The sequence below is a fragment of the Acinetobacter halotolerans genome (assembly GCF_004208515.1).
GTDB lineage: Bacteria > Pseudomonadota > Gammaproteobacteria > Pseudomonadales > Moraxellaceae > Acinetobacter > Acinetobacter halotolerans.
Genome location: NZ_SGIM01000017.1, coordinates 1 through 25,681, shown reverse-complemented (window position 1 = coordinate 25,681; position 25,681 = coordinate 1). Strand labels below are relative to the sequence as shown.

Below are 25,681 nucleotides of genomic sequence, written 5' to 3'. Positions count from 1 at the left end.
TGCAAAGTGTAATGACGGAGCTCTGACACCAAAGCGCTTTAATTTCAGTGCTTCGGTTTGGAGGAGGCTACTCCCCTTGTCAAACGAATTTCGTATGGATGGTGACATCCAAATTAGGCTGTAGAATTACACAATTAACTTATTTGTGCAAATTTGAAGAAATAATTTTCCAACTATATTTTATGATGCAAGGGGTTAACCCTGATTCCCCAATAGATTAAGTTAGATGTATACGTTAGATAATATCGCTTAGAGAAAAATATATGAGTGCCGAGAAAAATCAAAACATGACTTTAAAGTTATTTGCCCCCAGAGATCCCAAAGAGCCGCACCGAGCTGCAACGCCATTAGAGCTTTTATTTGATTTAGTTTTTGTTATTGCAATTGCAACAGCTGGTCAACAACTTCACCATGCCATGATCGAAGGTCATTTATGGCATGCCTTGCCGACTTACTTTATGGTGTTTTTTGCCCTGTGGTGGGCATGGATGAACTTTTCTTGGTTTGCTTCAGCATATGACAATGATGACACGCTATATCGATGTTTGACCTTTGTTCAAATGGTGGGATCATTAGTCATGGCAGCAGGCATTCCTGCGGTGTTTCAGCAGCATAATTTCGACATGATCATTATTGGTTATGTGATTATGCGGTTGGCTTTAGTGACCCAATGGCTGCGAGTAGCAAGGCATGATCCGCTAAGAAAAGTAACAGCATATCGCTATGCAATCGGAATCGTATTGGTTCAACTCGGTTGGCTCATCAGTTATTTTAGTGCGATTCATCTTAGTCCATTGCTGTTTTTGGTCCTTGTATTCTTTGAACTGGCAGTGCCTTTCTATGCTGAGAAATACGCAGCGACGCCATGGCATCCACATCATATTGTTGAGCGATATGGATTGTTGACGATTATTGTATTAGGTGAATCGATCATTGGGTGTTTTGCTGCGACTCAAGATGCATTTTCAAATAAAGAATTAAATCTTGAAGAAATTTTTCTAGTAGTGGGTGGCTTATTGATGATGTTTGCAATGTGGTGGAACTACTTTGATCGAAGTCATCACCATCACCAACGCCGAGGTGTACAACCATTTTTATGGGGTTATGGACATTTTTTAATTTTTATTAGTATTGCGGTTTTGGGGGCAGCATTAGCAGCCGCCGTAGATGTCTCAACCCAAAATGCACAGATTTCAAGTCAGATGATGGGGCTGATTATTGCTGCAACGTTGGTTGTGTATAGCAGCTGTGTGTGGTTGTTTTACGAAGCATTTTATTTACAGGGGTGGAGACGTTGGATTTATCCTGTCACCGTTTTAATTTTATTTTGCACTCCATTCTTATTTAACCAAATTGGACATATCATCTTGGCTATGGCCGTTGTATATATCCTTAGACTCATCGTTTCTAAAGCATTTTTACTGAACTGTACTGATGAGCCTGTAGGTTCAACTCAATAAATGCCTACCAAAATTGTTTTGAGTGCGAGTTAGAGATGGAATGCTCTCACTCGTCTCAATCGAAAATTTTTAAGATCTCTTGGCGTAAAAATTGATGACGCGGGTTTTGTTTCACATGGTCATGCCAATACATACCCATGGTGATTCTTGGCAGTTCGATCGGTAAGGCATGAATATGCAAATTTTCTGCATAATTGAGGTGTTTTAAAATACTTTGTGGAATGGTCAAAATCGAATTTGGATACTGTGAGAGGACTTGCAACGCTGTTGAATAATGCTGACAACGCAGAAAAATTTGGCGAGACAGTTGTTGGCGATTGAGATAAATATCCTCCAACAGTATGCCAGTGCGCCGTGATGAAACCCCGATATGCGGTGAAGATAAATACAGTGATAAATCCATTTCCGTTTGTTGAGTGCATACGACAAAGTGATCTTCAATCAGGTTTTCAAATTGTAAATTCGCTTGATAGGGTTGCACTAAATCAATCACAAAATCAATTTGTTGGGCGGATAAATCCGCCAGCATGTTTTTACGATCCAGTTTAGAGCTGAGAAACTGAATATCGAGATTTAATTGTGCAAAGTGATTGACCAATTGCGGAAAAATAATCGGCTCGATTTCATCGTGAATCGCAATTTTAAGGCTTTGCAACATGCTCGGTACAAATGCTTGTTTCGGCATGGCAATACTTTGAATGCTTAGCAATGCCGTTTGAATGGGTTGATAAATTTGCTCGGCAAAGGGTGTAGGCAACATTTTTTGGCCGCTACGCACAAACAGCTCATCATTCAATTGTGTGCGTAAGCGTTGTAAGGCATGACTCACTGCGGATTGACTAATACATAGCAGTTGTGCAGCTTTAGAAATGCTTTTTTGTTCAAAAATGGCAATAAAAAGCGGGTATAAATTAATATCAATACGATGGAAATGGCCTACTTCTAAAGGGGTTGTATTATGAATATTGTTCATAGTTCTAAATAAAATAAAATCATTTCATTCATAATAAAATTTCGCTTATGGTGATGTAAAGCAGCGAATGATCTTTCGCCACATTTTTACCTTGAGGGAGCTGATGATGTTTGCATTATCTGAACGCGCACAGGATTTTATTGCACGAACGCAAGCCTTTATTCAACAAGAAATAGAACCGATCGAAAAAGCGTTTTGGGATGAAGTGCATCGTTTAAATGTCGATGGCGACTGGACCAAATGGCAATGGCCTGAACAATTACAACAACTGAAAAGTAAAGCCAAAGCCGCTGGTTTATGGAATATGTTTTTGCCTGATCCTGAACTTGGTGCGGGCTTATCGGTACAAGAGTATGCACATATTGCCGAACTTACTGGACGTAGCTTGCTCGCCCCTACCGTTTTTAACTGTAATGCACCGGATAGTGGCAACATGGAAGTATTGTGGCGATATGGTAGCGAAGCGCAAAAGCAACAATGGCTGCAACCTTTACTGAATGGAGAGATTCGCTCGGTCTTTTGTATGACTGAACCTGCTGTTGCTTCCAGTGATGCCACCAATATGCAAGCCACTGCCGTGATTGACGGTGATGAGATTGTATTAAATGGGCGTAAATGGTGGTCATCTGGTTTGGGTGATCCCAACGCTAAAGTGATCATTTTCATGGCCTATACGCCTGATTCGAGCAAAGACCGCCATCATCAACATTCGATGGTGTTAGTCCCAATCGAAACCCAAGGTGTGAGCATTGAAAGAATGTTACCTGCTTTTGGTGACTATGATGCGCCACATGGTCATGGGCAAGTCAGCTTTGACAATGTTCGTGTTCCTGTCAGCAGTTTTATTGGTGGTGCAGGACAAGGCTTTGAAATAGCACAAGGAAGGTTAGGACCTGGGCGGATTCACCATTGTATGCGATGCATTGGCGCAGCAGAAAAAGCCTTGGAGTTGATGATTGATCGTGGCATGTCACGTAAAGCCTTTGGTCAAGAGATCCTGAAATTGGGTGGGAATTTAGAGCGTGTGGCTGAAGCACGTGTGCAAATCGACCAAGCCCGTTTATTGACGCTTTATGCAGCGTATAAGATGGATACTTTGGGCAATATGGCTGCGCTCACCGAGATTTCAGCGATCAAAGTGGTCGCACCAACCGTATTGCAAAATGTGGTGGATATGGCGATTCAAATCCACGGTGGTGAAGGCGTTTCACGAGATACCCCACTCACAGCATTTTTTAATCAAGCACGTAGTTTACGTTTAGCCGATGGACCTGATGAAGTTCATAAAGGCATGATTGCCAAATTAGAGCTGAAAAAACGTGGCTATGGTCGAAAATAAGGATATAAGAAAATGGCAGTGATTGATGTAGCTGATCAAGTTCGTAAAGGTGAAGAACTGGATGTTGCCGCAATTGAAATGTGGTTAAAAACTCAGGATGTGAGTTTACAAGGGCAAGCGCAAGTGACCCAATATTCAGGTGGGGCTTCCAACTGGACTTATCGCTTGCAATATGACAATGCAGATCTGATTTTACGTCGCCCACCCAAAGGCACCAAAGCCAAATCCGCGCATGACATGGCACGTGAATACAATGTGCAGAAGCATCTTGCACCGTTCTACCCTGTCCTGCCTGAAATGGTTGCCCTATGCCAAGACCAGAGTGTCATCGGTTGTGATTTTTATGTGATGAAGCGGATCGAAGGCATTATTCCGCGTGCCAATTTACCTAAAGAATTGCAGCTTGATGAGCAACAGGTGCAGCAACTTTGTTTGAATGTTTTAGATAAACTGATCGAATTGCATCAGGTGCCGTATCAAGGTACTGAGCTAGAAAAACTGGGCAAAGGTGATGGCTATTGTCGTCGTCAGGTTGAGGGGTGGGATGCGCGTTACAGTAAAGCACTGACCCCGAACGTGCCTGATTTTGCTTTTGTGCGTCAGTGGTTGCAAGCACATATCCCTGCCGATGCCAAAACTTGTGTCATTCATAATGATTGGCGTTTTGACAATGTGATTTTAAATCCGCACCAACCGACTGAAGTGATCGGTGTGTTGGATTGGGAAATGGCGACTTTAGGTGATCCATTGATGGATTTAGGTAGTGCCCTTGCCTACTGGATTCAGGATGATGATGATGCGTTGATGAAGTCGACTCGCCGTCAGCCGACCAATCTAAAAGGCATGCTGACGCGTCAACAAGTGGTGGATTATTATCTTGAGAAAACAGGCTTACAACCTGAAAATTGGGCCTTCTATGAAGTGTTTGGTCTGTTTCGATTAGCGGTGATTGCCCAACAAATCTATTATCGCTATTACCATCAACAAACCGATAATCCAGCCTTTAAAGATTTCTGGATCATGATTCATGCTTTGCATATCCGAGCCTTAAAACTGATTGCTCAAGACAATACAGAGGCACAGCAACTCATTCCTGAATGTGCGGCGAACTTACAGGATATTTTAAAGCGATGAGCACGATATATTTGGTGCGACACGGGCAAGCCTCTTTCGGCGCAGCAAGTTATGACCAGCTCTCAGCCAAAGGTGAGCAACAAGCGCAGATCGTGGGTGATTTTTTTAAGCGCAGCTTAAAGCAACCCCCATTTGTACTTGCAGGTTCAATGCAACGTCATCAGCAAACAGCACAATTGGCTTTATCGCAAAGTTTTCAGAATGCGCTGATTCAGACTGAATCAGCATGGAACGAGTTTGATCATCAACATATCTTTGCGCAATATGAACCGCGTTTTAATCAACCTGAATTGCTCAAACAGGATATTGCACAAGTGGCGAACCCACGTGCTTATCTGGCTAAAATCTTTGATGGTGCGATTGATCGTTGGATTGGGGAGCAATTTGACCATGAGTATCATGAAACGTGGTTAGGCTTCCAATCACGAGTGGAAACAGCGTTGCAAGGACTGTGTGAAAGCATGGATGCCACACAGCAGCGTCAAGCGGTGGTATTTAGCTCTGGCGGCGTGATTTCAGTGGCGGTGGGCAAGGTGTTGGGGCTAAATGCCAAACAAATTTTTGCGCTGAATTGGTCACTTGCCAATGCCAGTATCACCACACTGCGCTGGAAGGAAGGCCGTTTGCAATTACTGAGTTTTAATGAGCATCATTATTTAAAAGCGTACGATGAAGAACTTTTAACATGGATTTAAACAAGAATAGGTGACAGACATGGCAAAGACGATTTTAATTACAGGTGCAAGTTCGGGTTTAGGCGCAGGTATGGCGCGGGAATTTGCTGCCAAAGGCTATCATCTTGCGCTTTGCGCACGACGTTTAGAGCGTTTAGAAGCGCTCAAACAAGAGCTAGAAAACCAATTTTCGGTTCAGGTCAGCATTAAAGTTTTGGATGTTACCCATTACGATGATGTTTTTACGGTGTTTAAAGACTTCCAACAAGAGTTCGGCACTATTGATCGTATTATTGTCAATGCAGGTGTCGGTGAAGGGCGCCGTATAGGCAAAGGTCATTTTGAAATTAATCGCGCCACGGCAGAAACCAACTTTATTTCCGCATTGGCACAATGTGAAGCGGCGGTTGAAATCTTTAGGGTGCAAAATAAAGGTCATTTGGTGGTAATTTCTTCGATGAGTGCGATGCGTGGTTTACCGAAGCATCTATCAACTTATGCTGCAAGCAAAGCTGCAGTTGCACATTTGGCCGAAGGGATTCGTGCTGAGTTATTGAATACCCCGATTAAAGTCTCGACGATTTTCCCTGGTTATATTCGAACTGAGCTAAATGAAGGCGCGAAAAAATTGCCATTTGAAGTCGATGAGAAAACAGGTTGTCGAGCTTTAGTGAAAGCAATTGAGAAAGCACCAATAAAAGCGTATGTACCACAGTGGCCGTGGTTGCCTGTGGGGATTGCAATGAAGATTTTGCCGTTGAAATTAGTGAATAAATTGAGTTGATTGCAATTTAAAGAGAAGACTAATTTCTGAAAATGAGGGTAAAAATGATTTATAGCGCAATAAAGTGAGTACTGTGGCAGAAGTTTGGAATCATCAGAAGACTTTTGTATTGGCAATATTTTACTTTTGATGGGTCAAAAGTAACAAAAAACCCTCTGTTTGGCTGACGGCACATCCTTGATGCCGCAACCAAACGAGCGGCATCCATGCCGCCTGTCACGATAGTAAATACCGTTACAAGATTAAATTATGAAAGTGGGATATAGGCTAGATTAAGACAAAGCAGTAATCAATTTTTGGTGTAAACCACCAAAGCCACCATTCGACATGATCACCACAGCATCGCCCTCACCTGCTTCATTGACCACACGGGCAATGATGTCATCCAAAGAACGGCTGACTTCGGCTTTGTTTGATGATGCAGAGATGATGGGTTGTAAATCCCAATCTAAGCCTTCTGGTTGATACCAGATCACTTCATCCGCTAAACGTGCTGAATGCGCTAAACCATCTTTGTGGCTACCCATACGCATGGTGTTTGATCGTGGCTCAATGATTGCCCAAAGTTTACGCTCACCTAGACGCTTACGTGCGCCGTCCAGCGTGGTTTCAATCGCGGTCGGATGATGTGCAAAGTCATCATAGACTTCGATGCCACGTATAGTACCTAACAATTCCATACGACGTTTTACACCACCAAAATTTGATAATGCATCACAGGCTTGTTCAATGCTGACACCAACATGTTGCGCGGCAGCAATAGTCGCTAAAGCATTGGCAACGCTATGCTGGCCTGTCATGCTCCATTTCACTTCACCGATCACGCTACCGTGTTCCAGCACTTTAAAATGACTGCCATCGGCACTGATCAATTCAGCCGATAACGCTGCTTGAGCATTAGGTTCAAGACTGGTGCGGATGACAGGTGTCCAGCAGCCTTGTTCTAGGACTTCATCAATATTGGATTCGGTAATTGGCGCAATAATACGCCCTTCGCTTGGAATGGTACGCACGAGATGATGGAACTGTTTTTGAATCGCAGCAAGATCATCAAAGATGTCGGCATGGTCAAATTCAAGGTTATTTAAAATCGCTGTTTTAGGATGGTAATGAACGAACTTAGAACGTTTGTCAAAGAAAGCAGAGTCATATTCATCTGCTTCAACACAGAAGTATTGACCACCACCTAAACGCGCGCTTTCACTAAAACCAAGGGGCACACCACCGATCAAGAAGCCGGGATTTAAACCTGCTTGATCGAGTACCCAGGCGAGCATGGTTGTGGTGGTGGTTTTACCATGTGTCCCTGCGACACCTAGCACGTGTTTACCTTGTAGCACATGGTCTGCCAAGAATTGCGGACCAGAAATATACGGCAAACCTTCATTGAGCATGTATTCAATCGCATCTATGCCACGTTTCATGGCATTGCCGACGATGACTAGATCTGGATGTGGCTGTAAATGACTATGATCATAACCTTGCATCAACTCGATACCTGCATTTTCCAATTGAGTTGACATCGGTGGATAAACATTGGCATCTGAGCCTGTGACTTTATGTCCTAAATCTCGTGCTAATAGAGCCAAAGACCCCATAAATGTGCCACAAATACCCAAAATATGCAGATGCATCATGCTTCTCTCTTTATCCAATCACGCAATAAACGTGTGTAATGCAATTAAAAATTTGCCTCAAAAGATAGCAAGGCTGATATGGAAAAGATAGTCAAAATTCGTTGTTGTTGTTTACTTCAAATTAAAGCAAGAAGTGTTAATATTTCAGCGCTTTTATACTGACTCCAATCTCCTTATTAAGCTTGTATTCTGAATCAGAAGGACATGAACTTGAGCCCTACTCTTTTAGCGCTGTGTTTATTGGTTATTTCCAATTGTTTTATGACCTTGGCATGGTATGGTCATTTGAAATATTTACATGATGCACCGATCTGGCAGGCGATTTTACTGAGTTGGTGTATTGCCCTACTCGAATACAGTTTTATGATTCCAGCGACCAAACTATTGAGTCAACATGGCTGGGGTCTGGGGCAAATGAAAATTACTCAGGAAGTGGTGACCTTGCTGGTGTTTGTCCCATTTTTACTATTTATGTTTAAACAGCCTTTTAAGTTAGATTATGTTTGGGCGATGCTCTGTTTATTGGGCTGCGTCTATTTTGTTTTCCGCAATCACAGCTAATTTTTCTGCGATCAGTTCAAGCGTTCTGTAGTTGGGGATGCTTGAAAAAACCGCTATAATATCTGCCAATTTATTCCTTTGTGTTTGGCGTAAGTCGAGACACTGCCCTCTTTTTTTATCAAGTTTTGGAAAAGCCAATGAATGCGGTCGCAACAGATAGCCAACCTTTAGTCGGGATTATCATGGGTTCTCAATCAGATTGGGCAACACTTGAACATACCGCTAACATGCTCAAACAATTGGGTGTGCCTTTTGAAGCTGAAGTGGTTTCTGCGCACCGTACACCAGATCGTTTATTTGAATATGCTGAAACAGCACGTGATCGTGGTATCCAAGTGATTATTGCAGGTGCTGGTGGTGCGGCACATTTACCAGGAATGTGTGCAGCAAAAACTGATTTGCCTGTGCTGGGTGTACCTGTTAAATCTTCGATTTTAAATGGTGTAGATTCATTACTTTCGATTGTACAAATGCCTGCAGGTATTGCAGTAGGTACATTGGCGATTGGTCAAGCGGGTGCAACCAATGCAGCCATCATGGCAGCGCAAATTCTGGGTTTAACACGTCCTGAGATCGCAAAAAATGTTGCGGATTTCCGTACTGCGCAAACTGAGAAAGTGTCGAGCAAAAATATCCCTGGTCATGAATGAGGATAAGCAAAGCAACGCTTTGCCCGAATGCAAGGCGAAGACTTTGTCTGAGCAAGTAGAGTCATATAAATGAATAAAACCATCGGTATTTTTGGTGGCGGACAACTTGGACGCATGATGGCGCAAGCAGCTCTGCCACTGAATATTCAATGTAGCTTTTTTGAAGCAGAAACGGATTGCCCAGCGGCGATTTTAGGTCCAGTCTTTTCAAGTAAAAATGAGCATGCCTTGCAGGATTTTATTGCCAGTGCAGATGTATTTAGCCTTGAATTTGAAAACACGCCTGTTGCGGATGTAGACGTTTTGACACAAACTAAAACTTTACACCCTCCTCGCCTTGCTTTAGCAACAGCACAGAATCGTTTGGCTGAAAAATCCTTATTTGATGAATTAGGTATTCCTGTTGCGCCGTATCGTGCAGTTGATAGCTTAGACAGCTTAAAACAAGCAGTAACTGATCTAGGTTTGCCAATCGTTTTAAAAACCGTAACTGGTGGCTACGATGGTAAAGGTCAATTTGTTCTACGTTCAGAAGATCAGATTGATACAGCTTGGGCTGAGCTTGGACCTGCGAAAAGCTTAATCGCTGAAAGTTTTGTGAAATTCAGTCGTGAAGTATCCATTATTGCGGTACGTGGTCAAGATGGTGATGTCAAAACATGGGCATTGGCAGAAAACCACCATCACAATGGTATTTTGTCGCACTCGATTGTTCCTGCGCCAAATAGCACCGATTTACAACCTGTTGCACAAGACTACATCACACGTTTGTTGAATCATCTCAATTATGTAGGTGTATTGACGCTTGAATTGTTTGTGACAGAACAAGGTTTATATGCCAATGAAATGGCATGTCGTGTCCACAACTCTGGTCACTGGTCAATTGAAGGTGCAATTTGCTCGCAATTTGAAAACCATATTCGTGCAGTAGCGGGATTACCGTTAGGTTCAACTGAGGTGATTCGTCCTACGGTAATGATCAATATTATTGGTCAGCATCCTCGATCAGAAGACGTTTTGGCACTCAACGGCGCGCATTTACATCTTTATAATAAGTCTGAACGTGCGGGTCGTAAGTTAGGCCATATTACTCTGATGCCGAATAATCGCGATGATTTAACTGTTTTATGTCGTCAACTTGCTCAGATTTTACCTGTGCCGTTGGCCTTGACGGAAGAAATGAGTATTTAAATTTAAAATATTTATCCACAATTGAGCGATCTTCGGATCGCTTTTTTATTGCCTATTACTTTTAAATTTAAAAAATGAATACTGTTGAGCTTGCGCCGAGGTGTGGATAACTTTATTTTTGACTTTTGAATTTAAATCCTACGGGTTAATTTGAATTTAAAACGCGAGAAGCTGCTTATGCTGTTTTTAAATTTAAAAATACGATCGAGTTTTAAATTTAAAAGTGGCGAGTATCATTGTTTTGAATTTAAATTATGGGCCTGTGGGTATCTATTTCCTTGGGCTATAAGTGTTTTGAGGTGAATAAATAGCTATAAATCAGCAATTTCCTCTTCTGATTTCATCGGTTGGGTTGTTAAAATGAATTTAAATAGGAGTGTTTTTTTTGAATTTAAAACTGATGCGACGTTCTGGTTGTGTTTTTAAATTCAAAGTTGATGTGGTGAGTTAAGCTTATTTTGAATTCAAAACATGGCGCTTGAGCTTTTTTAAATTTAAATGGCGTCTGTGTTTTGAATTTAAAAAGTGAACTTTAAATTTAAATGAGGAAGAATGAATTCAAAGTTACGTTTCCAAACTATACATCTTGATAGAGCGTGTTAAGGTGAACAAGAAATTTGAATTCAAAAATTATGGTTAAGACATGAAACATTATTTCCCTTTTTTTCTAGGCTCTGCCTTATTGACCTTATCCTATAGTGCCCATGCTGAGCTGATCATTAATGGCGCAAAAGTTTCTACGACTACCACAACGCCAAGCGCTGCAAATAACAGCAGTTTTACCCCGACGCAGAATTTTCAGAGCTGTCTGGCTGGTTTGCGCACTTCGGCTGTAGCGGCAGGTGTTTCTGGAGCGAATTATGACCGCTACACCCAAAATCTGAGTGCAGATTATTCGGTGATTGATCGATTGAATTATCAACCTGAGTTTTCAACACCGATTTGGGATTATTTGTCTGGTTTAGTTGATAACGAGCGAGTTCAAGCAGGACAGCAGAAACTTGCGCAACATCGTGATGTGCTGCGACGTGTAGAGCAAGCCTATGGTGTTCCCGCTGAAACCGTGGTCGCGGTATGGGGTGTGGAAAGTAATTATGGTGATATTTCAGGTAAATATCCTTTATTACAAGCTTTAGGAACTTTGAGTTGTGAAGGTCGTCGCCAGAGTTATTTCCGTGGAGAATTTTTTGCGACCATGCGTATCTTACAGCGCGGTGATGTCACCCAAGATCAACTCTATGGTTCATGGGCGGGAGCATTTGGTCATACGCAATTTATGCCATCTACTTATGAGCGTTTAGCCGTAGATTTTGATGGAGACGGCCGCCGTGACCTTGTTTCCAGTATTCCAGATGCTTTGGCATCAACAGCAAATTTCTTAAAGCGAGCAGGGTGGCAAACAGGCATGCCTTGGGGCTTTGAGGTTAAAGTTCCACAAGGTATGTCGATCTCTGGTGAAAGTCGTCGTAATAAAAAGTCACTGAATAGTTGGATTGCTCAGGGCGTAACGCGTGCCGATGGTCGGGCATTGGTGCAAGGGAATTTATCAGGTAGCACACCTGCAGGATTGATTGCACCTGCTGGTGCGAGTGGTCCTGTGTTCTTGGTGTTTAAAAACTTTGATGCGATTTATAGTTACAATGCTGCTGAAAGTTATGGTTTAGCGATTGCACATTTATCAGATCGATTAGGTGGAGCAACACCATTTTTAACTGCTTGGCCAACAGATGATGCAGGTACATCGCGAGTGGAACGTCGTGAAATTCAACAGTTTTTGATTCAACGTGGTCATGACATTGGTACGGTAGATGGATTGATAGGCGATAAAAGTCGTCAAGCGATTCGTCAAGAGCAAACGCGTTTAGGGTTAAATCCAACAGGACGTGCAGGGCAGCAAATTTTGCGCGCTTTCCGTCAGGAACAAGCACGCAAAATGATGCAGTAAGTATCGATGTGAAAAGGTCTGCCCAGTGCAGACCTTTTCTTTATGGTGCAGCGTCTAATTTTACTGCTTCTAGAATATCTAAAATCACCGCAGTCACATCCTGACTTAAGTCACGATCATTAAAAATTTCATAAGCAGTGATGGTGACATCAGTATCACTTGGCAATTGTTTTTGCTCTTCTTCAATCAAATGCTCAATCGGCAATAAGGTCTGCTTTACTTCTAAATGTAGAATGTCATCATGAGCAATATTTTCATCTTCAAGTTCGACGATTTGCTCATTGAAATAAGGAATCAAAATAGAATGAAGATAAGGACTGATATTTTGAATATCCATGATTTCGATATCACGAGTCTGCTCAATCGTACTGATGTGGTCATTCACTTCAATTAAGATATGATAATAACTCATGCTGATCTCCATTTAGGCTAAGATGATGTTTTCACATCACAATAACATGAATAAATCATAACAATCGACCCATTCTTGTCATCTTGTAAAAACATCATCTAATAAATGGCCTGGAGTTTGGATAGATCAAGCCTCAGTGAGAATAACCTAATAGCTCCAAATCAGTATCGGTCAGTCTAAAGTCTTTGGCTTGTTGTTGTTTAATTTTTGGATACATTAACGATTTTGGGTTGTGGGTATGTTTTAGGCCTAATGCATGACCAAATTCATGTGCTAAGGTTAAACGTAAATCATCTAGAGAAGAAAATTCGTAAATAAAAATTTGGTTGCCTTCAAATTGACCTTTATGCAAAATCTGTGGTTTAAACGTTTGATTAAATTCAGTAATTGACTGAGTTAAATGTTGGTAGAGCAGTTTGGATTTTCTGGTTTGTTGATCAAGTTGTTGAACCAGTTGCTGATGTATATCAATACGCGTTTGTAGTTGTGCAGATAGTTGTTCAAGTTCTTGTTTTGGACTTGTTGTAAATAAGGTTTTAATCGAGCGTCGCTGTGTATGTTGTTGCTGGCTCTCAACACGTGCTTGATATTCAGTTTTCTGCAATTCAAGTTGCATTGTTGAGCGAGCGAGGTTTTGTTTGAGCTGTTGTAATTGTTGATTTTCATTTAGCCAAATTTGTTGTTCATGTTTTAATTGATTCAAACTCTCGGTGCGTTTCATACTACGGATTTGACGCTGATCAAAGACTAAATGAATGGAAAACTCAGCTTCAGGATCATAAACAAAATAATGTTGTCCAGTGTCTTTTTCCCAAATCGCAGCCGCCTGTTTGCTCAAATCAATCATTTGCTGTTGGCTGATATTTAAGCGTGGATCAAAATGGGCAATACGGTAGCGCAAAGGCTGCTCTGTATTATAACGAACCTGAGTAGTTGTGGCATTTGATGAAATTTGAGCAAAGGCAGGGATTTGGGTTAGCATGAAAATACATGCAACCAATAGGATGGAACATAAACGCATAGCAGGAGATAAAGCTTGAAAAGGGCTGTATTTTAATCAGCTTTTATGATTAGTCAATTTGATGAAATGTATTTAAAATTCACTGGGTTGAAAAATACGTTTAGAAAAATAAAAAATACATCTGTAGAAGAGTAGATACTTCAGTGAGCTAAAAATCACTATTTTTAGGGAAGGTAGAGCTAAAAATAATGGAGCAACAATTATTTAGTTTTTATGCTCGACTAGGAATAATCTTAATTATGGCAAAGATAATCAACAAAAATGGGTCTGATTTACCCAATAAAATACATTCTGTATCACATAAAAATAATATTTTTCCTGTCAAAAAAACTGGCCACCGCGTTATACCGTTAAATGCTGAGCATATAATTTTATGCTTAGTGGATTGCTTTGACCAAGTTTCGATCAGAATCCGTAAGAGCAAATCTTTGCAGATTCTGTTGTTGAATGACGGGATACATTAGGGACTTAGGATCATCTGTATGTGCCAATCCCAAAGCATGTCCAAACTCATGTGCGAGCGTTAAACGTAAATCATCCGACGTCGTAAACTCATAAATAACAATCTGTTTGCCATTAAAATGACCTTTATGGAACAGACGCGGTTGAAAGACTTGATTAAATTGATTTGCTGCGGCAACAAGCTGCTGATTTTTCTGATTTAAGGTTTTAATCTCCTGATTAAGTTGCTGGGTTTTTTGGTTATGCAATTGCATGTCGTGTTGTAGTGTCACAGCCTGCTGTTGCAGTACTTTTTGGCGTTGCGTAAGCTGGTTTGCTAAACTTTTGGATGATGATCGTTGCTGATTAAACTGCTGTACATCAGCATTATATTGTTGGAATTGGGCGGTGAGTTGCGTTTGTTTGTTGGCGAGCAAGAGTGTCGTTTTTTCGATTTCATCTTTGGCTTGTTGTAGCTGTTGATTCTGATTTTCCCATTGTTTTTGTTGTTGCGTGATTTGATTCAAGCCTTGGATACGGTGAGAACTTTGTTGTTGACGTTCATCATAAACTAAGTGAATGCTAAATTTGGCGTGCGGATCATAAATAAAATGTTGTTTCCCCGTTTCTTGCGTCCAGATATTTGCAGCTTGTTGGGTGAGTTCTAACACTTGTTGCGTAGTTAAATTGAATCTTGGGTCAATCTCTGCAATACGATAATAAAGAGGTGTTTCAACAGATTGATGTATATGTGAACTTGCGTTATGGGAGTTGTTTTGTGCATAGCTAACAGGGGACACGCTCATATATATGCACGTCGCCATAATGATCATTAAACGTTGATCACGCATGTGAAATCCCCAAAAATAAAATTTATTCTTGAGTAATTTTTTACCTAGGTCAAAGTGCTATCTATTTAATAAATAAAGCTAAAAATTGTGATTTTTTTCTAGTAAAGTTGAAAATGAATCGAATGATATACACAACAGATAAGTAAAAAAATAGGTTGTTTTTTTATCATAAGTCTAAAAATATCAAAGAATTAAGCTTTGTTTAACTAAAATTTTAGCACAAATGGTTGTAAATTGATCAAATTGTTAACTTTTGTAAGAATTAGCCATGATTGAAAAGTTTTTTACTTTTGGGCAAAAAATTGTTTATTTGTGACATGAACGGTCGATTGATATTTCCGCTATGTATCGCCCTTTTAGTTAAAAAAAGATATGCATATAGTTCATCGAAATTTTGATTACTTTTTTATCTTGATCGGACAACACGTTGTTCAGCTTAACGCGCCCACAATAAATTGAGGTCGGCTTGTGTTAAACGAAAATGAGCAGCATCTTGATCTTTCATAATTGGATGCATGAGGGCATGTGGGTCATCACTATGTTTTAGTCCTAAAGCGTGACCAAACTCATGTGCAAGCGTTAACCTCAGATCATTCTCTGATTCCAGTTCATAAATGAGAATTTGTTTTCCGTTAAATAAGCCTTTATGAAATAAATGGGGTTGAAAACGTTGTTTATACTGACTGACTGAGGTGTTTAATTGTTGATCAAGTGCGTTAAGCTCATCCACTTTTTGATTTAAATGATTAATTTTTTGGTTGTATTGTGCTATTTCTTGTTTTAATAATTCGACACTTTGTTGTAAAGCTTGTTGCCGTTGTTGAAAGTATTGCTGATGTGCGGCTGATGAACGCTTGAGTTGAGCAGCTTGTTGTTCTTGATTGTATTGTTGAATTTGCTGATCAAGTTGTTGCCGTTTTAGGTTCAAAGATTGTTTGTTCTGAATCATTTCTTGTTCGATTCGATCAAGCTGTTTTTTCTTATCTCGCCATTGTTGTTGGTTCGCTTTCAGCTCAGTCAAATGCTCTCGTCGTTGTTCGCTCTCAACTTGGCGCTCATCATAAATTAAATGGATACTCAGTTGAGCGTCAGGATCATATACAAAATATTCTTTTCCTGTGCCATCTTTCCAAATTTGCGTGGCTTGTTGACTAATCTCTTTCACTTGCTCGATACTGAGTTTAAAGCGAGGATCCACTTCAGCAATACGATAGCGAAGACGCGTATCCAACGGGTGGGTGACCCGATCTAACAGTGAGTTAAATTTGAGCTGCGGGTGCTGGTAGCTTTGATAGCCAGTCCATAAGATAAAGAGTGTAAGACATATAAAAACGATTCGTATCATTTAATATTTTTGAAAAATAAAGGTTGATAGAGGCTTGGCGATAACAAGATCAGCTTTCATCTTTTATTTATATCATCATTTTAACATTTTGAATTATACATAAAGTTTGTGTTTATCAAGTTGGTGAACTGTGATACCGCTCCTTGAGCGTTAACATTGCACTTGTTATACATGCGTACAGCTGCGATATTTAGATAGATGAAGCAAATGTCGATAAGTAAAAATAAAATGTAAGGGAATCTAAATGCTGAAATATTTACTCAAAACACCTGATCCAATATGGGCAGCTTGCTCTCCAGCTGAAGCGAAAAATGAAAATTTAAAAATTAAATATTTAGGCACAGCAGGTTTTATCTTATCGGACCAACATCGAACTTTAGTCTTGGACCCATTTATTAGTCGTCCAAACCTATGGCATACACTCACTCAGCCTTTGCTGAGTGATCCAGAATTGGTTAAACAATACATTCCTCAGGCAGATGATGTGCTGATTGGACATGCACATTATGATCATATTTTGGATGCGCCAGAAGTATGTAAACAAACAGGGGCACGATTAATTGGTTCTCAAGCGAGTTTAATGTATGGACGTTCGGCAGGTTTGTCTGAACAGCAAATGCTTGAAACAAAAGGGCGAGAAATTATTGAATGTGGTAAATGGCAAGTTGTTGGGTTGCCTTCGATTCATGGCAAAGCACTATTTGGTCGTGTGCCCTTACCTGGAGACATGACTACACCACCACCTTATCCACCCAAATTTCATCAACTAAAGCATGGACAAGTCTTTAACTGGTGGATTAATACAGGGCAGTTGAGCGTGGTACATATTGATTCAGCAGATTTTATTGAACAGGAATTGCAGGGGAGGCAGGCGGATATCGTGTGTTTGTGTGCAATTGGACGTAAATACCGACCAAATTACGTCAGAGATGTGGTGCAACTGCTCAAGCCAAAATATATTATCCCGTGCCATTGGGATAGCATGGTGACTCCGATTGATGAGACACCGCAGTTATTACCTGAGGTGAATATCCCTGAATTTATAGAAGAAATTAAGGACTGTGGCGTGATTCCATTATTTATGCCGATCTTAGGAGAACTGTATTTTGATCAGGGAAATGATGCTTAGCACATAAAAAAACCGCGCTTTCGCGCGGTTTTTTTTAAAGAGACAAATTATTTTTTGTCATCTTTTACTTCTGTGAACTCAGCATCTACAACGCCATCGTCCGCTTTTTGTTGTTGACCCGCATCGCCACCTTGGAATGCATTTGGATCAAAACCTTCAGCACCACCCGCTGCACCTTGTGCTTGTTCATAAGCACGTTGTGTGATTGGCATCAAGATGTTTTGTAAAGCTTCAGTTTTTGCTTTGATATCTTCAACATCATTCTCTTTTGTTGAAGCTTCAAGTTCAGAAACCGCAGTTTCAATCGCAGTTTTTTCATCAGCAGTCACTTGTTCACCAAGATCTTTCACTGCTTTGTTCGAGCTAGTAATTAAAGCATCTGCTTCATTACGTGCTTTCGCAAGCTCTTCAAACTTACGATCTTCTTCAGCATTGATTTCAGCATCTTTGATCATTGCTTCGATTTCAGCATCAGACAAACCTGAGTTTGCTTTAATCTGGATCGACTGCTCTTTACCTGTGCTCTTATCTTTCGCAGATACTTTTAAGATACCATCAGCGTTAATATCGAATGAAACTTCAATCTGTGGCACACCACGTGGAGCAGGTGGGATGTCGCCGAGTTGGAAGTTACCTAACAATTTGTTTTGCTGCGCCATTTTACGTTCACCTTGGAACACAGAAATGTCTACAGCAGGTTGGTTGTCAGCAGCAGTTGAGAACACTTGTGATTTCTTCGCAGGAATCGTGGTGTTTTTCTCAATAATTGCAGTTAACACGCCACCCATGGTTTCGATACCAAGCGTTAATGGTGTTACGTCGAGTAAAAGTACGTCATTCTTGTCACCAGACAATACCGCACCTTGAATCGCAGCACCCATTGCAACAGCTTCGTCAGGGTTCACGTCTTTACGTGGCTCTTTGCCAAAGAATTCTTGTACTTTTTGTTGTACAAGTGGCATACGAGACTGACCACCCACCAAGATCACGTCTGAAATTTCAGAAGTTGAAAGTCCAGCATCTTTAAGTGCGATACGGCATGGTTCAATCGTACGAGCAACTAAGTCTGCAACTAAACCTTCAAGTTTTGCACGTGTTACGTTGATCACTAAGTGTTTAGGACCAGTCGCATCAGCAGTGATGTATGGAAGGTTGATTTCAGTTGCGTTTGATGAAGAAAGCTCAATTTTTGCTTTCTCAGCTGCTTCTTTTAAACGTTGTAACGCAAGTGGATCATTTTTCAGATTCACACTTTGTTCTTTCTTAAACTCTTCAACTAAGAATTCGATCAATGCGTTATCGAAATCTTCACCACCAAGGAAAGTATCACCATTGGTGGAAAGAACTTCGATTTGTTGGTCGCCATCAAGGTCTGCGATTTCGATGATTGATACGTCAAAAGTACCGCCACCTAAGTCATAAACCGCGATTTTACGATCGCCTTCTTTTTTGTCCATACCGAACGCAAGTGCAGCAGCAGTTGGTTCGTTAATGATACGTTTAACATCAAGACCTGCAATTTTACCTGCATCTTTAGTCGCTTGACGTTGCGCATCATTAAAGTACGCAGGAACAGTAATGACTGCTTCTGTTACAGTTTCACCTAAATAGTCTTCTGCAGTTTTTTTCATCTTTTTCAAGATTTCAGCAGAAATTTGTTGAGGTGCTAATTTTTTATCATTTACTTCAACCCAAGCATCACCGTTGTCTGCTTTGATGATTTTATAAGGTACAAGACCGATGTCTTTTTGTACTGCTTGGTCTTCGTAGCGACGACCAATTAAACGCTTGATTGCGAATAATGTATTTTTAGGGTTGGTTACAGCCTGACGTTTTGCACTTTGACCGACCAAGATCTCGCCATCTTTATAGGCAATGATTGATGGAGTTGTACGTGCGCCTTCTGCGTTATCGATTACTTTTACTTTATCGCCTTCAAGTACAGCAACACATGAGTTGGTAGTACCTAAGTCAATACCAATAATTTTCGCCATTTGGTGTGTTCCTCTAAAATTTTTGAATCCCCTCATTTCCTCTTTTAATAAAGAGGATAAAAGCGTTGTTTGCTAAAGGGGATTTGCTTGTTATTCGATATGAGAGTCATTCGGTTTTTTTCAAGCATTTTTATGAAAAAAAAATCAAAAAACTCTCAAATTCTTTGTACTTTGAGCACATTTACATGTTGCTCGTGTGCTTTATTGACCAACCATGACCATCGCTGGACGCAAGAGACGACCAGATAAGGTATAACCTTTTTGTAGTACTGTGCCGATTTCACCTGCTTTGGCATTTGGGTCAATACCAACAGCTTGATGGTGATCTGCGTTGAAACCATTTGTGGTATCGACTGCAACCACATCGAATTTTTCGAGTGTGGTGAGCAATGATTTCAGGGTCAGTTGCACACCTTCAAGTAAAGGCGACTGTTCATCACCCGCAGCTTGAATCGCGCGTTCAAGGTTGTCGACTGAATCAAGTAAATCTTTGGCGAATTTCTCTAAAGCAAATTTCTTCGCAGTTTCAGCTTCACGTTCTAAACGTTCTTTCACTTTTTCTGCTTCATAGGTTGCATTGGCTGCACGTGCTTTTTCTAGTTTTAAACCTTCCGCAAGCGTGGTGATTTGTGCTTGTAAATCTTCAACGCTAAGCTCGTTTGTTGCTTGCTCTACACCTTCAGCTTGAGTTTGTTCAGGTTGTTGCTCATTTTGAATGTCTTGAGCTTGCTCATTGTGCTCATTAGCCATTGATGATCTCCGTTTAAAAAAGTTCTTAAACATGTACAGTCCTTTTGGCGTGAATGCTCATAGGATCAAACCCGAACTGCCACATATTGGTCATTCATAGATATGGATGAAGTATGGGCAACCCGACAAAATTCAAGCGTTCAGGTTGATTTAAATCTTTTAATTTTGCTGATCTAAGTAAAAATTTAAGTTTTCGATCACGAAAGCAATAAATTCTTGGGTTATTTTTGGTAAATGTTGTCTAGAGGCATAGACTAAAGACAAAGTCAGATCGGGTGCAGAAAAATCTGTAAACACCTGTTGCAAACGATCTTTTGCAATATCTTGACGAACGAGGAACGTCGGTAACATGGCAATGCCTTGCGCTGCGAGGCACATTTGATACAGTGCAATCACATCATTGCTTTTAAATGTTACATTTAATGGATAATTCTGAGGTTGTTGATCTTGATCAAACAAAGTCCAATATTGATTGTGGGTATAGTGAGCAATACATTCATGCTGAATCAATTGACTGGGGTGTGAAAGGGGTGGGTGATCTTGTAAATAATGCGGATGTGCACAAAAAGTAGATGCAATTTGGCATACAGGCCGTGCAATCAGTCCATCAGCAACTTTTTGAGTAATACGTAGGGCTAGATCAACTTGAGCATCCATGAGATCAAGCGTGTTCTCAGTCAAATAAACGTCAAAATGGATATGAGGATAGCGTTTTTTAAATTGTCGAATACATTCATTCACACCCAGTTGAAATAAAAATAAACCACAGGTGAAGCGAATCGTACCTGTATGTTGTTCTGGAGCAGCCAAGCCGGCCAAAAGTTGCTGTTGTTGCAGGATATTTTCGCAATACACCAGTGCTTTTTCACCCGCAGGTGTCAGTGAAACTTTACGTGTATTGCGTTGAAACAATCGAGTTGAAAAGCTTTGTTCGAGATGCTCAAGATAGCGAGACACCATCGCTTTAGAATAATCTAAATGTTTTGCGGCTTTACTGAGATTGCCTTGATGTGCAATGCAAACAAAGACCTGAATGGCTTTTAAAGTATCCATATTTATTTTTGATTGTTGCAAGGTATGCAACATTTTATCTTAATTTAGACGGTTTATTCAGTAATAAATGCAATTTATAGTAACTTCTATCAGATTGGAGATGAAAAAATGAACATAAAACCGTATGCCATTGCATTCACTGCATTATCAACACTCGCTGCAGCATCAAACACTTTCGCACAAGAATTAAAAATTCAAAATTTTCTGGCTAAACCAGAGCACTTTGGTGTGACTTCAACTTTAATTGAAGGTGATAAAGAAGTTTTATTGGTCAATGCGCAATTTTCTAAATCAGAAGCTTTGCGTATCGCGGCTGACATCCTTGATAGCGGTAAAACGTTAAAAACGATTTTTGTGAGTTATGGCGATCCAGACTTTTATTTTGGTTTAGATGTTTTTAAACAATATTTCCCTCAGGTGCAAATTATTGCGACACCTGAAACGGTTAAGCATATTCAAGATACACAAGCTTTGAAAGTGCAGTATTGGGGACCTAAAATGGGTGCCAATGCACCGACTAAAATTATCATTCCTCAAGCCTATACAGCGAAAACCTTAAAACTTGAAAATGAAAACATCGAAATTAAAGGTAAAAAAGAACTGACTTATTTGTGGGTTCCAAGTGCTAAAGCTGTTGTAGGTGGAATTCCAGTATCTTCAGGCATACATTTATGGATGGCGGATACCCCGACCACAAAAGATCGTGCTGAGGTGGTTCAGGCGTTAGAAAGTATAAAAGCATTGAAGCCTAAAACTGTGGTACCAGCCCATATGAAAGCGGGCGCCGCTGAAGGCTTAGAGGCAGTGAATTTCTCGATTGACTATTTAAAGCAATATGAGAAAGCGGTAAAAGCCACCAAGGATTCAGCTCAGTTAATACAAACCATGCAAAAACAATATCCGGCTTTAGGCGAATCAGATAGTTTAGATTTGGGTGCTAAAGTGGTAAAAGGTGAAATGCAGTGGCCGTAAATTCATGGTCAAAAAACATAAAAACCGTGGTTTAGACCACGGTTTTTTATTGGTGCTTAATTCATTATCAATAAAAACTACGCAATTGTAATCTTTTAAGAAGGTTGTACAGTATTTCTATAAATTATAAAAACATAATATAAACAAAGATTTGCGATATAGAGCCAAAATAAAAATAAAAAAACGCTGTATTAATAGTTATTTAGTAAGTCTGTTTATATGAAAAGATATGTGAATTGTGAAGACGGCTGATATAAGAAAAATTGCAAAATAATGCAGCTTCCACTACAAACTACAACCAATCCTCATCACGTCAGCGAAAAAAATTGTGAATGATAGGCAACGCAAAGGCGACTTTGCTTTTTGTCATAATGAAAGGAAGTAAGCAATGAAAAAATTAGCATTGATTTCAATGGTTGTAACAGGCGTAGCATTCACAGCTGTAGGTTGTACTTCTCAAGGTGGCTTAGAAGCTTCTGGTTCAGCTCAAACAAGTGCAAGCCCTACTGGCGCACAAGCTGGTGTAGGTATACAAGCAGATACTTCTATGGGTGTTGAGTCAGGTAGCCCATCTGCTGATGTATCTGGTGCGGTCGATGCTGAGGCATCAGTACAATAATCTAAACGTATAGAGCAATAGATTGTCATGTTGATGCCAACAGAACAATCTAAACATATACTGCTATATATGGTGCTCTTAAGTTATATAGATTCATTGATGAATGAAAACTAGAATCAATAAAATGATTCTAGTTTTTTAGTTTTAGCGCCATTCAAATCTCTCGTAACGATTTGCCAAACTGACAGTAAAAATAACCCATGCGGACTTGTAGATTGATCTGCAAAACAGTAATGATGATATTTCACCAACCGAATGGGTTGTGTTGAATTAATTGAGAGAAAAAATTATGAAACAGTTCACTTTCATTTCGCTACTGTGTATTGCGATAAGCCCAATAGTGGGTTGTGTTTCTGTTGAGGCGACAGGTTCTACAAATGTGGGTGTCGGTTCTCATGGTGTTCAAACGGGCGCTGGAGTAAAGGCTCAAGTCCAACCAGGACAAGTTGGAATTAATATCTCTGGTTCAGCATCTGCTGGTCGTTAATCGGGATATAAAAGTCATCAAAACTCAAAAAGCACAATCTTCCTTTTTGAGTTTTTTATTTTCTCATCCAATCAAAGGCTCTAATTGACCTAAAAAAAGGGCATAGATAAGCAGAATGGTTAATGACATTTGTAGATCAGCCATTTAGCTTAGATTTTATTTTTAAATTCTTGATCTATGACTTTATAAGGGCATATAGTCGGATAGAACAAGAACTAACGACAAAGTGGAAAGGGGAAAAACGTGACAGCATTACCTCAAAAAATTCAAACAATTTTAGATAATGGACAAGGTCCTGCTGCACGAGTGCTGGATAAGCTGCCTAAAATCGTACAAGAATCTCTCGCTAAGGTTTTAGGTTATTCATATCAGTACCCAGATTTAGATGCATTTACCAAATGCTTGATGGCTATCCAGATTAAACAAGGGCATATTGGTTTTCTGGGGGATGATCCGATTGAGTCTAGACGCCAATTCGATGCGCAGATGTTGGCTATATTGAATAAACCGACTGCAATCGAATCTGTTGAAGATATTCGATTGCCTTTGCAAAGTGGAACGGTGTTTGCGCGCCATTTTCATCCAGCGCCAAATAAGAAACTCCCTATGATTGTATTTTATCATGGCGGTGGTTTTGTGGTGGGTGGTTTGGATACACATGATGAGGTTTGTCGCTTAATCGCCAAATACGCGAAAGTACAAGTCTTGAGTATTGATTATCCACTGGCACCCGAAGCATCTCCACAACTGTTGATCAAATCATGTGAGGATGCTTTGGCTTGGGTTTATCAGAATCGTCGCCAACTCAAGATTTATAAAAATCGTATTGCGGTTGCTGGAGATAGTGCGGGTGGTAATATTAGTACTGTGGTGGCGCAACACAGCGTTGGGAAGGCCTATGCACCACAAGCTCAACTGTTAATTTATCCAACTGTAGATTTTAAAAGTAGACATCCATCATTCTACGCATATGGTGAAGGCTTGGTGTTGACCAGTAAGGATGTGGATTATGTGACGGATTATTATGCGACACAGCATAACGTTGCTTTAGATGATCCGCTTATTTCACCTACCTATGGCAATCTTCGTAAGCTTGCACCAGCATACGTGCTTACGGCTGGTCATGACTTACTTCATGATGAAGGTGAAATATATAGCCATAAGCTCAGACAAAATGGCGTCAAAGTTCAGTATGTCAATTATGTTGATCAGACTCATGGTTTTATCAACCTAACCCCGATCTCAAGTAAGGCCAAACGCAATACAATTGAGTTTGCAAGAAACTTTAGAAAATTCTGGGATAAACATAGCTAATATCGATGAGCCTATGTTTCACGTGAAACATAGGCATTGCTTAGCGTAACAAATAAAAATAGTAAAAATGGATTTGCAAATCTAAGATTAGTATTCGCAAAAAATCTATTTTTCAAGTCGAGAAAAGCAATGATGAAAAAGTTGTTCATTACAACAAGTTTACTTTTGGCAAGTGGTCATTTATTTGCAAATACAATGGTTGAAATGAAAACCAGCATGGGGAATGTTGAAATAGAGCTTTTTGATGATAAAGCACCTGTGTCAGCTAAGAATTTTGAAAACTATGTAAAAAGCAACTTCTATACTGGTACGATCTTCCATCGTGTGATTCCTGGGTTTATGGTTCAGGGCGGGGGCTTAGATGCGAATATGGTTGAGAAGAAAACTAAAGCACCTATTGTCAATGAAGCAAACAATGGTCTAAAGAATACCCGTGGTACTTTAGCGATGGCACGAACTAACGATCCTAATTCTGCGACGAGTCAATTCTTTATCAATGTTGCAGATAACAGCTTCCTCAATCGTTCCCAAAGGGATGCTGGTTATGCCGTGTTTGGGCAAGTGACTAAAGGTATGGAGATTGTTGATAAAATCGTAAATGTACCTACGGGAAACCATGGAATGCATCAAAATGTACCAAAACAACCGGTTAAAATCATAAGTGTTCAGATAAAGAGCAAAAAGTAAAAAATAAGGAAGAAATATAGAATTAATATTTCTTCCTTATTATCATTGGTTTATGGTGTTTTTGATGGTTTGTTGTGCAGGCTGTGGTCTAAAAAAGCAACACTCAATAAATCATATGTTTAAAAAGACTTGCGCACCAAAAAAAATCTCCTATAATGCACACATCCCGACGCGATGAAGCAAACAAAACTTAGCTTTACTGGTTAAGTTTATGAGTGTTTATTGCGTTGATTTGCCACTGATGAGGTGGTGAGAAAT

The 25,681-nt window shown here is 40.1% G+C and carries 23 protein-coding genes and 1 pseudogene; 15 read left to right on the top strand and 9 right to left on the bottom strand.

From position 1 onward, the window contains the following. Positions 1 to 263 precede the first annotated feature (263 nt). The gene (locus EXE30_RS14940; RefSeq protein ID WP_130163087.1) at positions 264 to 1,460 is read left to right on the top strand and encodes a low temperature requirement protein A; all 1,197 of its coding nucleotides are present in this window, start codon (positions 264 to 266) and stop codon (positions 1,458 to 1,460) included. A gap of 55 nt (positions 1,461 to 1,515) precedes the next feature. Here the strand turns inward: EXE30_RS14940 and EXE30_RS14935 are convergent, their stop codons facing one another. Further along, positions 1,516 to 2,433, bottom strand: a complete 918-nt coding sequence (locus tag EXE30_RS14935) for a LysR family transcriptional regulator (RefSeq protein ID WP_130163086.1) — start codon at positions 2,431 to 2,433, stop codon at positions 1,516 to 1,518. Positions 2,434 to 2,539: 106 nt separating this feature from the next. Between EXE30_RS14935 and EXE30_RS14930 the strand changes: the two genes are divergently transcribed. The 4 genes from EXE30_RS14930 to EXE30_RS14915 are packed head-to-tail and all read left to right on the top strand — an operon-like array spanning position 2,540 to position 6,364. Beyond that, on the top strand, positions 2,540 to 3,772 hold the full coding sequence (locus EXE30_RS14930; RefSeq protein ID WP_165382422.1) for an acyl-CoA dehydrogenase family protein: 1,233 nt from the start codon (positions 2,540 to 2,542) through the stop codon (positions 3,770 to 3,772). A 12-nt stretch (positions 3,773 to 3,784) separates the two neighbouring features. Then, positions 3,785 to 4,906 (top strand): phosphotransferase family protein, encoded by a 1,122-nt coding sequence (locus tag EXE30_RS14925; protein WP_130163084.1) that lies wholly within the window; start codon positions 3,785 to 3,787, stop codon positions 4,904 to 4,906. Then, on the top strand, positions 4,903 to 5,601 hold the full coding sequence (locus EXE30_RS14920) for a histidine phosphatase family protein (RefSeq protein WP_130163083.1): 699 nt from the start codon (positions 4,903 to 4,905) through the stop codon (positions 5,599 to 5,601). The genes EXE30_RS14925 and EXE30_RS14920 overlap by 4 nt, the downstream gene beginning before the upstream one ends. 19 nt (positions 5,602 to 5,620) lie before the next feature. Then, positions 5,621 to 6,364, top strand: coding sequence for an SDR family oxidoreductase (locus EXE30_RS14915; protein ID WP_130163082.1), 744 nt, complete (start codon positions 5,621 to 5,623; stop codon positions 6,362 to 6,364). A gap of 272 nt (positions 6,365 to 6,636) precedes the next feature. Here EXE30_RS14915 and mpl read toward each other — a convergent pair whose 3' ends face one another. Beyond that, positions 6,637 to 7,998, bottom strand: coding sequence for a UDP-N-acetylmuramate:L-alanyl-gamma-D-glutamyl-meso-diaminopimelate ligase (gene mpl, locus EXE30_RS14910; RefSeq protein ID WP_130163107.1), 1,362 nt, complete (start codon positions 7,996 to 7,998; stop codon positions 6,637 to 6,639). Between the two features lie 207 nt (positions 7,999 to 8,205). Between mpl and EXE30_RS14900 the strand changes: the two genes are divergently transcribed. The 4 genes from EXE30_RS14900 to EXE30_RS14885 all read left to right on the top strand — a co-directional run bounded on the left by EXE30_RS14900 (position 8,206) and on the right by EXE30_RS14885 (position 12,348). After that, entirely contained in the window at positions 8,206 to 8,562 is a 357-nt protein-coding gene (locus EXE30_RS14900) for a DMT family protein (protein WP_165382421.1), read from the top strand. 137 nt (positions 8,563 to 8,699) lie between these two features. Continuing rightward, positions 8,700 to 9,212, top strand: coding sequence for a 5-(carboxyamino)imidazole ribonucleotide mutase (gene purE / locus EXE30_RS14895; protein ID WP_005086095.1), 513 nt, complete (start codon positions 8,700 to 8,702; stop codon positions 9,210 to 9,212). A 69-nt stretch (positions 9,213 to 9,281) separates the two neighbouring features. After that, positions 9,282 to 10,403, top strand: a complete 1,122-nt coding sequence (locus EXE30_RS14890; RefSeq protein WP_130163081.1) for a 5-(carboxyamino)imidazole ribonucleotide synthase — start codon at positions 9,282 to 9,284, stop codon at positions 10,401 to 10,403. Between the two features lie 643 nt (positions 10,404 to 11,046). Continuing rightward, a complete protein-coding gene (locus tag EXE30_RS14885; protein ID WP_130163080.1) occupies positions 11,047 to 12,348 on the top strand; it encodes a lytic murein transglycosylase in 1,302 nt (433 codons plus the stop codon). Positions 12,349 to 12,388: 40 nt separating this feature from the next. On the opposite strand, the gene EXE30_RS14880 is transcribed toward EXE30_RS14885, so the two are convergent. From EXE30_RS14880 to EXE30_RS14865, 4 genes are all read right to left on the bottom strand, one after another. Further along, complete coding sequence (locus EXE30_RS14880) at positions 12,389 to 12,772, bottom strand: hypothetical protein (protein ID WP_165382420.1); 384 nt, start codon at positions 12,770 to 12,772, stop codon at positions 12,389 to 12,391. A gap of 121 nt (positions 12,773 to 12,893) precedes the next feature. Continuing rightward, a complete protein-coding gene (locus EXE30_RS14875) occupies positions 12,894 to 13,781 on the bottom strand; it encodes a matrixin family metalloprotease (RefSeq protein ID WP_130163078.1) in 888 nt (295 codons plus the stop codon). Between the two features lie 377 nt (positions 13,782 to 14,158). Beyond that, positions 14,159 to 15,073, bottom strand: a complete 915-nt coding sequence (locus EXE30_RS14870; RefSeq protein ID WP_130163077.1) for a matrixin family metalloprotease — start codon at positions 15,071 to 15,073, stop codon at positions 14,159 to 14,161. A 436-nt stretch (positions 15,074 to 15,509) separates the two neighbouring features. Further along, on the bottom strand, positions 15,510 to 16,418 hold the full coding sequence (locus EXE30_RS14865) for a matrixin family metalloprotease (protein WP_130163076.1): 909 nt from the start codon (positions 16,416 to 16,418) through the stop codon (positions 15,510 to 15,512). Between the two features lie 244 nt (positions 16,419 to 16,662). Here EXE30_RS14865 and EXE30_RS14860 point away from each other — a divergent pair, with 244 nt between their 5' ends. Further along, positions 16,663 to 17,547: an MBL fold metallo-hydrolase gene (locus tag EXE30_RS14860; protein ID WP_130163075.1), complete on the top strand. Its 885-nt coding sequence runs from the start codon at positions 16,663 to 16,665 to the stop codon at positions 17,545 to 17,547. A gap of 47 nt (positions 17,548 to 17,594) precedes the next feature. Here the strand turns inward: EXE30_RS14860 and dnaK are convergent, their stop codons facing one another. The 3 genes and pseudogenes from dnaK to EXE30_RS14845 form a co-directional block, all read right to left on the bottom strand. After that, complete coding sequence (dnaK, locus tag EXE30_RS14855) at positions 17,595 to 19,541, bottom strand: molecular chaperone DnaK (RefSeq protein ID WP_130163074.1); 1,947 nt, start codon at positions 19,539 to 19,541, stop codon at positions 17,595 to 17,597. A 201-nt stretch (positions 19,542 to 19,742) separates the two neighbouring features. Continuing rightward, positions 19,743 to 20,291, bottom strand: a complete 549-nt coding sequence (gene grpE, locus EXE30_RS14850) for a nucleotide exchange factor GrpE (protein WP_130163073.1) — start codon at positions 20,289 to 20,291, stop codon at positions 19,743 to 19,745. Between the two features lie 94 nt (positions 20,292 to 20,385). Continuing rightward, positions 20,386 to 21,344 (bottom strand): annotated as a pseudogene (locus EXE30_RS14845) (LysR family transcriptional regulator). A gap of 108 nt (positions 21,345 to 21,452) precedes the next feature. On the opposite strand from EXE30_RS14845, the gene EXE30_RS14840 reads away from it, so the two are divergent. The 5 genes from EXE30_RS14840 (at position 21,453) to EXE30_RS14820 (ending at position 25,423) form a co-directional block, all read left to right on the top strand. Beyond that, entirely contained in the window at positions 21,453 to 22,316 is an 864-nt protein-coding gene (locus tag EXE30_RS14840; protein WP_130163071.1) for an MBL fold metallo-hydrolase, read from the top strand. 388 nt (positions 22,317 to 22,704) lie between these two features. Further along, positions 22,705 to 22,935 (top strand): hypothetical protein, encoded by a 231-nt coding sequence (locus tag EXE30_RS14835; RefSeq protein ID WP_130163070.1) that lies wholly within the window; start codon positions 22,705 to 22,707, stop codon positions 22,933 to 22,935. Between the two features lie 289 nt (positions 22,936 to 23,224). Further along, a complete protein-coding gene (locus EXE30_RS14830; RefSeq protein WP_130163069.1) occupies positions 23,225 to 23,422 on the top strand; it encodes a hypothetical protein in 198 nt (65 codons plus the stop codon). A gap of 243 nt (positions 23,423 to 23,665) precedes the next feature. Beyond that, the gene (locus EXE30_RS14825; RefSeq protein WP_130163068.1) at positions 23,666 to 24,736 is read left to right on the top strand and encodes an alpha/beta hydrolase; all 1,071 of its coding nucleotides are present in this window, start codon (positions 23,666 to 23,668) and stop codon (positions 24,734 to 24,736) included. A gap of 129 nt (positions 24,737 to 24,865) precedes the next feature. After that, positions 24,866 to 25,423, top strand: coding sequence for a peptidylprolyl isomerase (locus tag EXE30_RS14820; protein ID WP_130163067.1), 558 nt, complete (start codon positions 24,866 to 24,868; stop codon positions 25,421 to 25,423). Positions 25,424 to 25,681 lie beyond the last annotated feature (258 nt).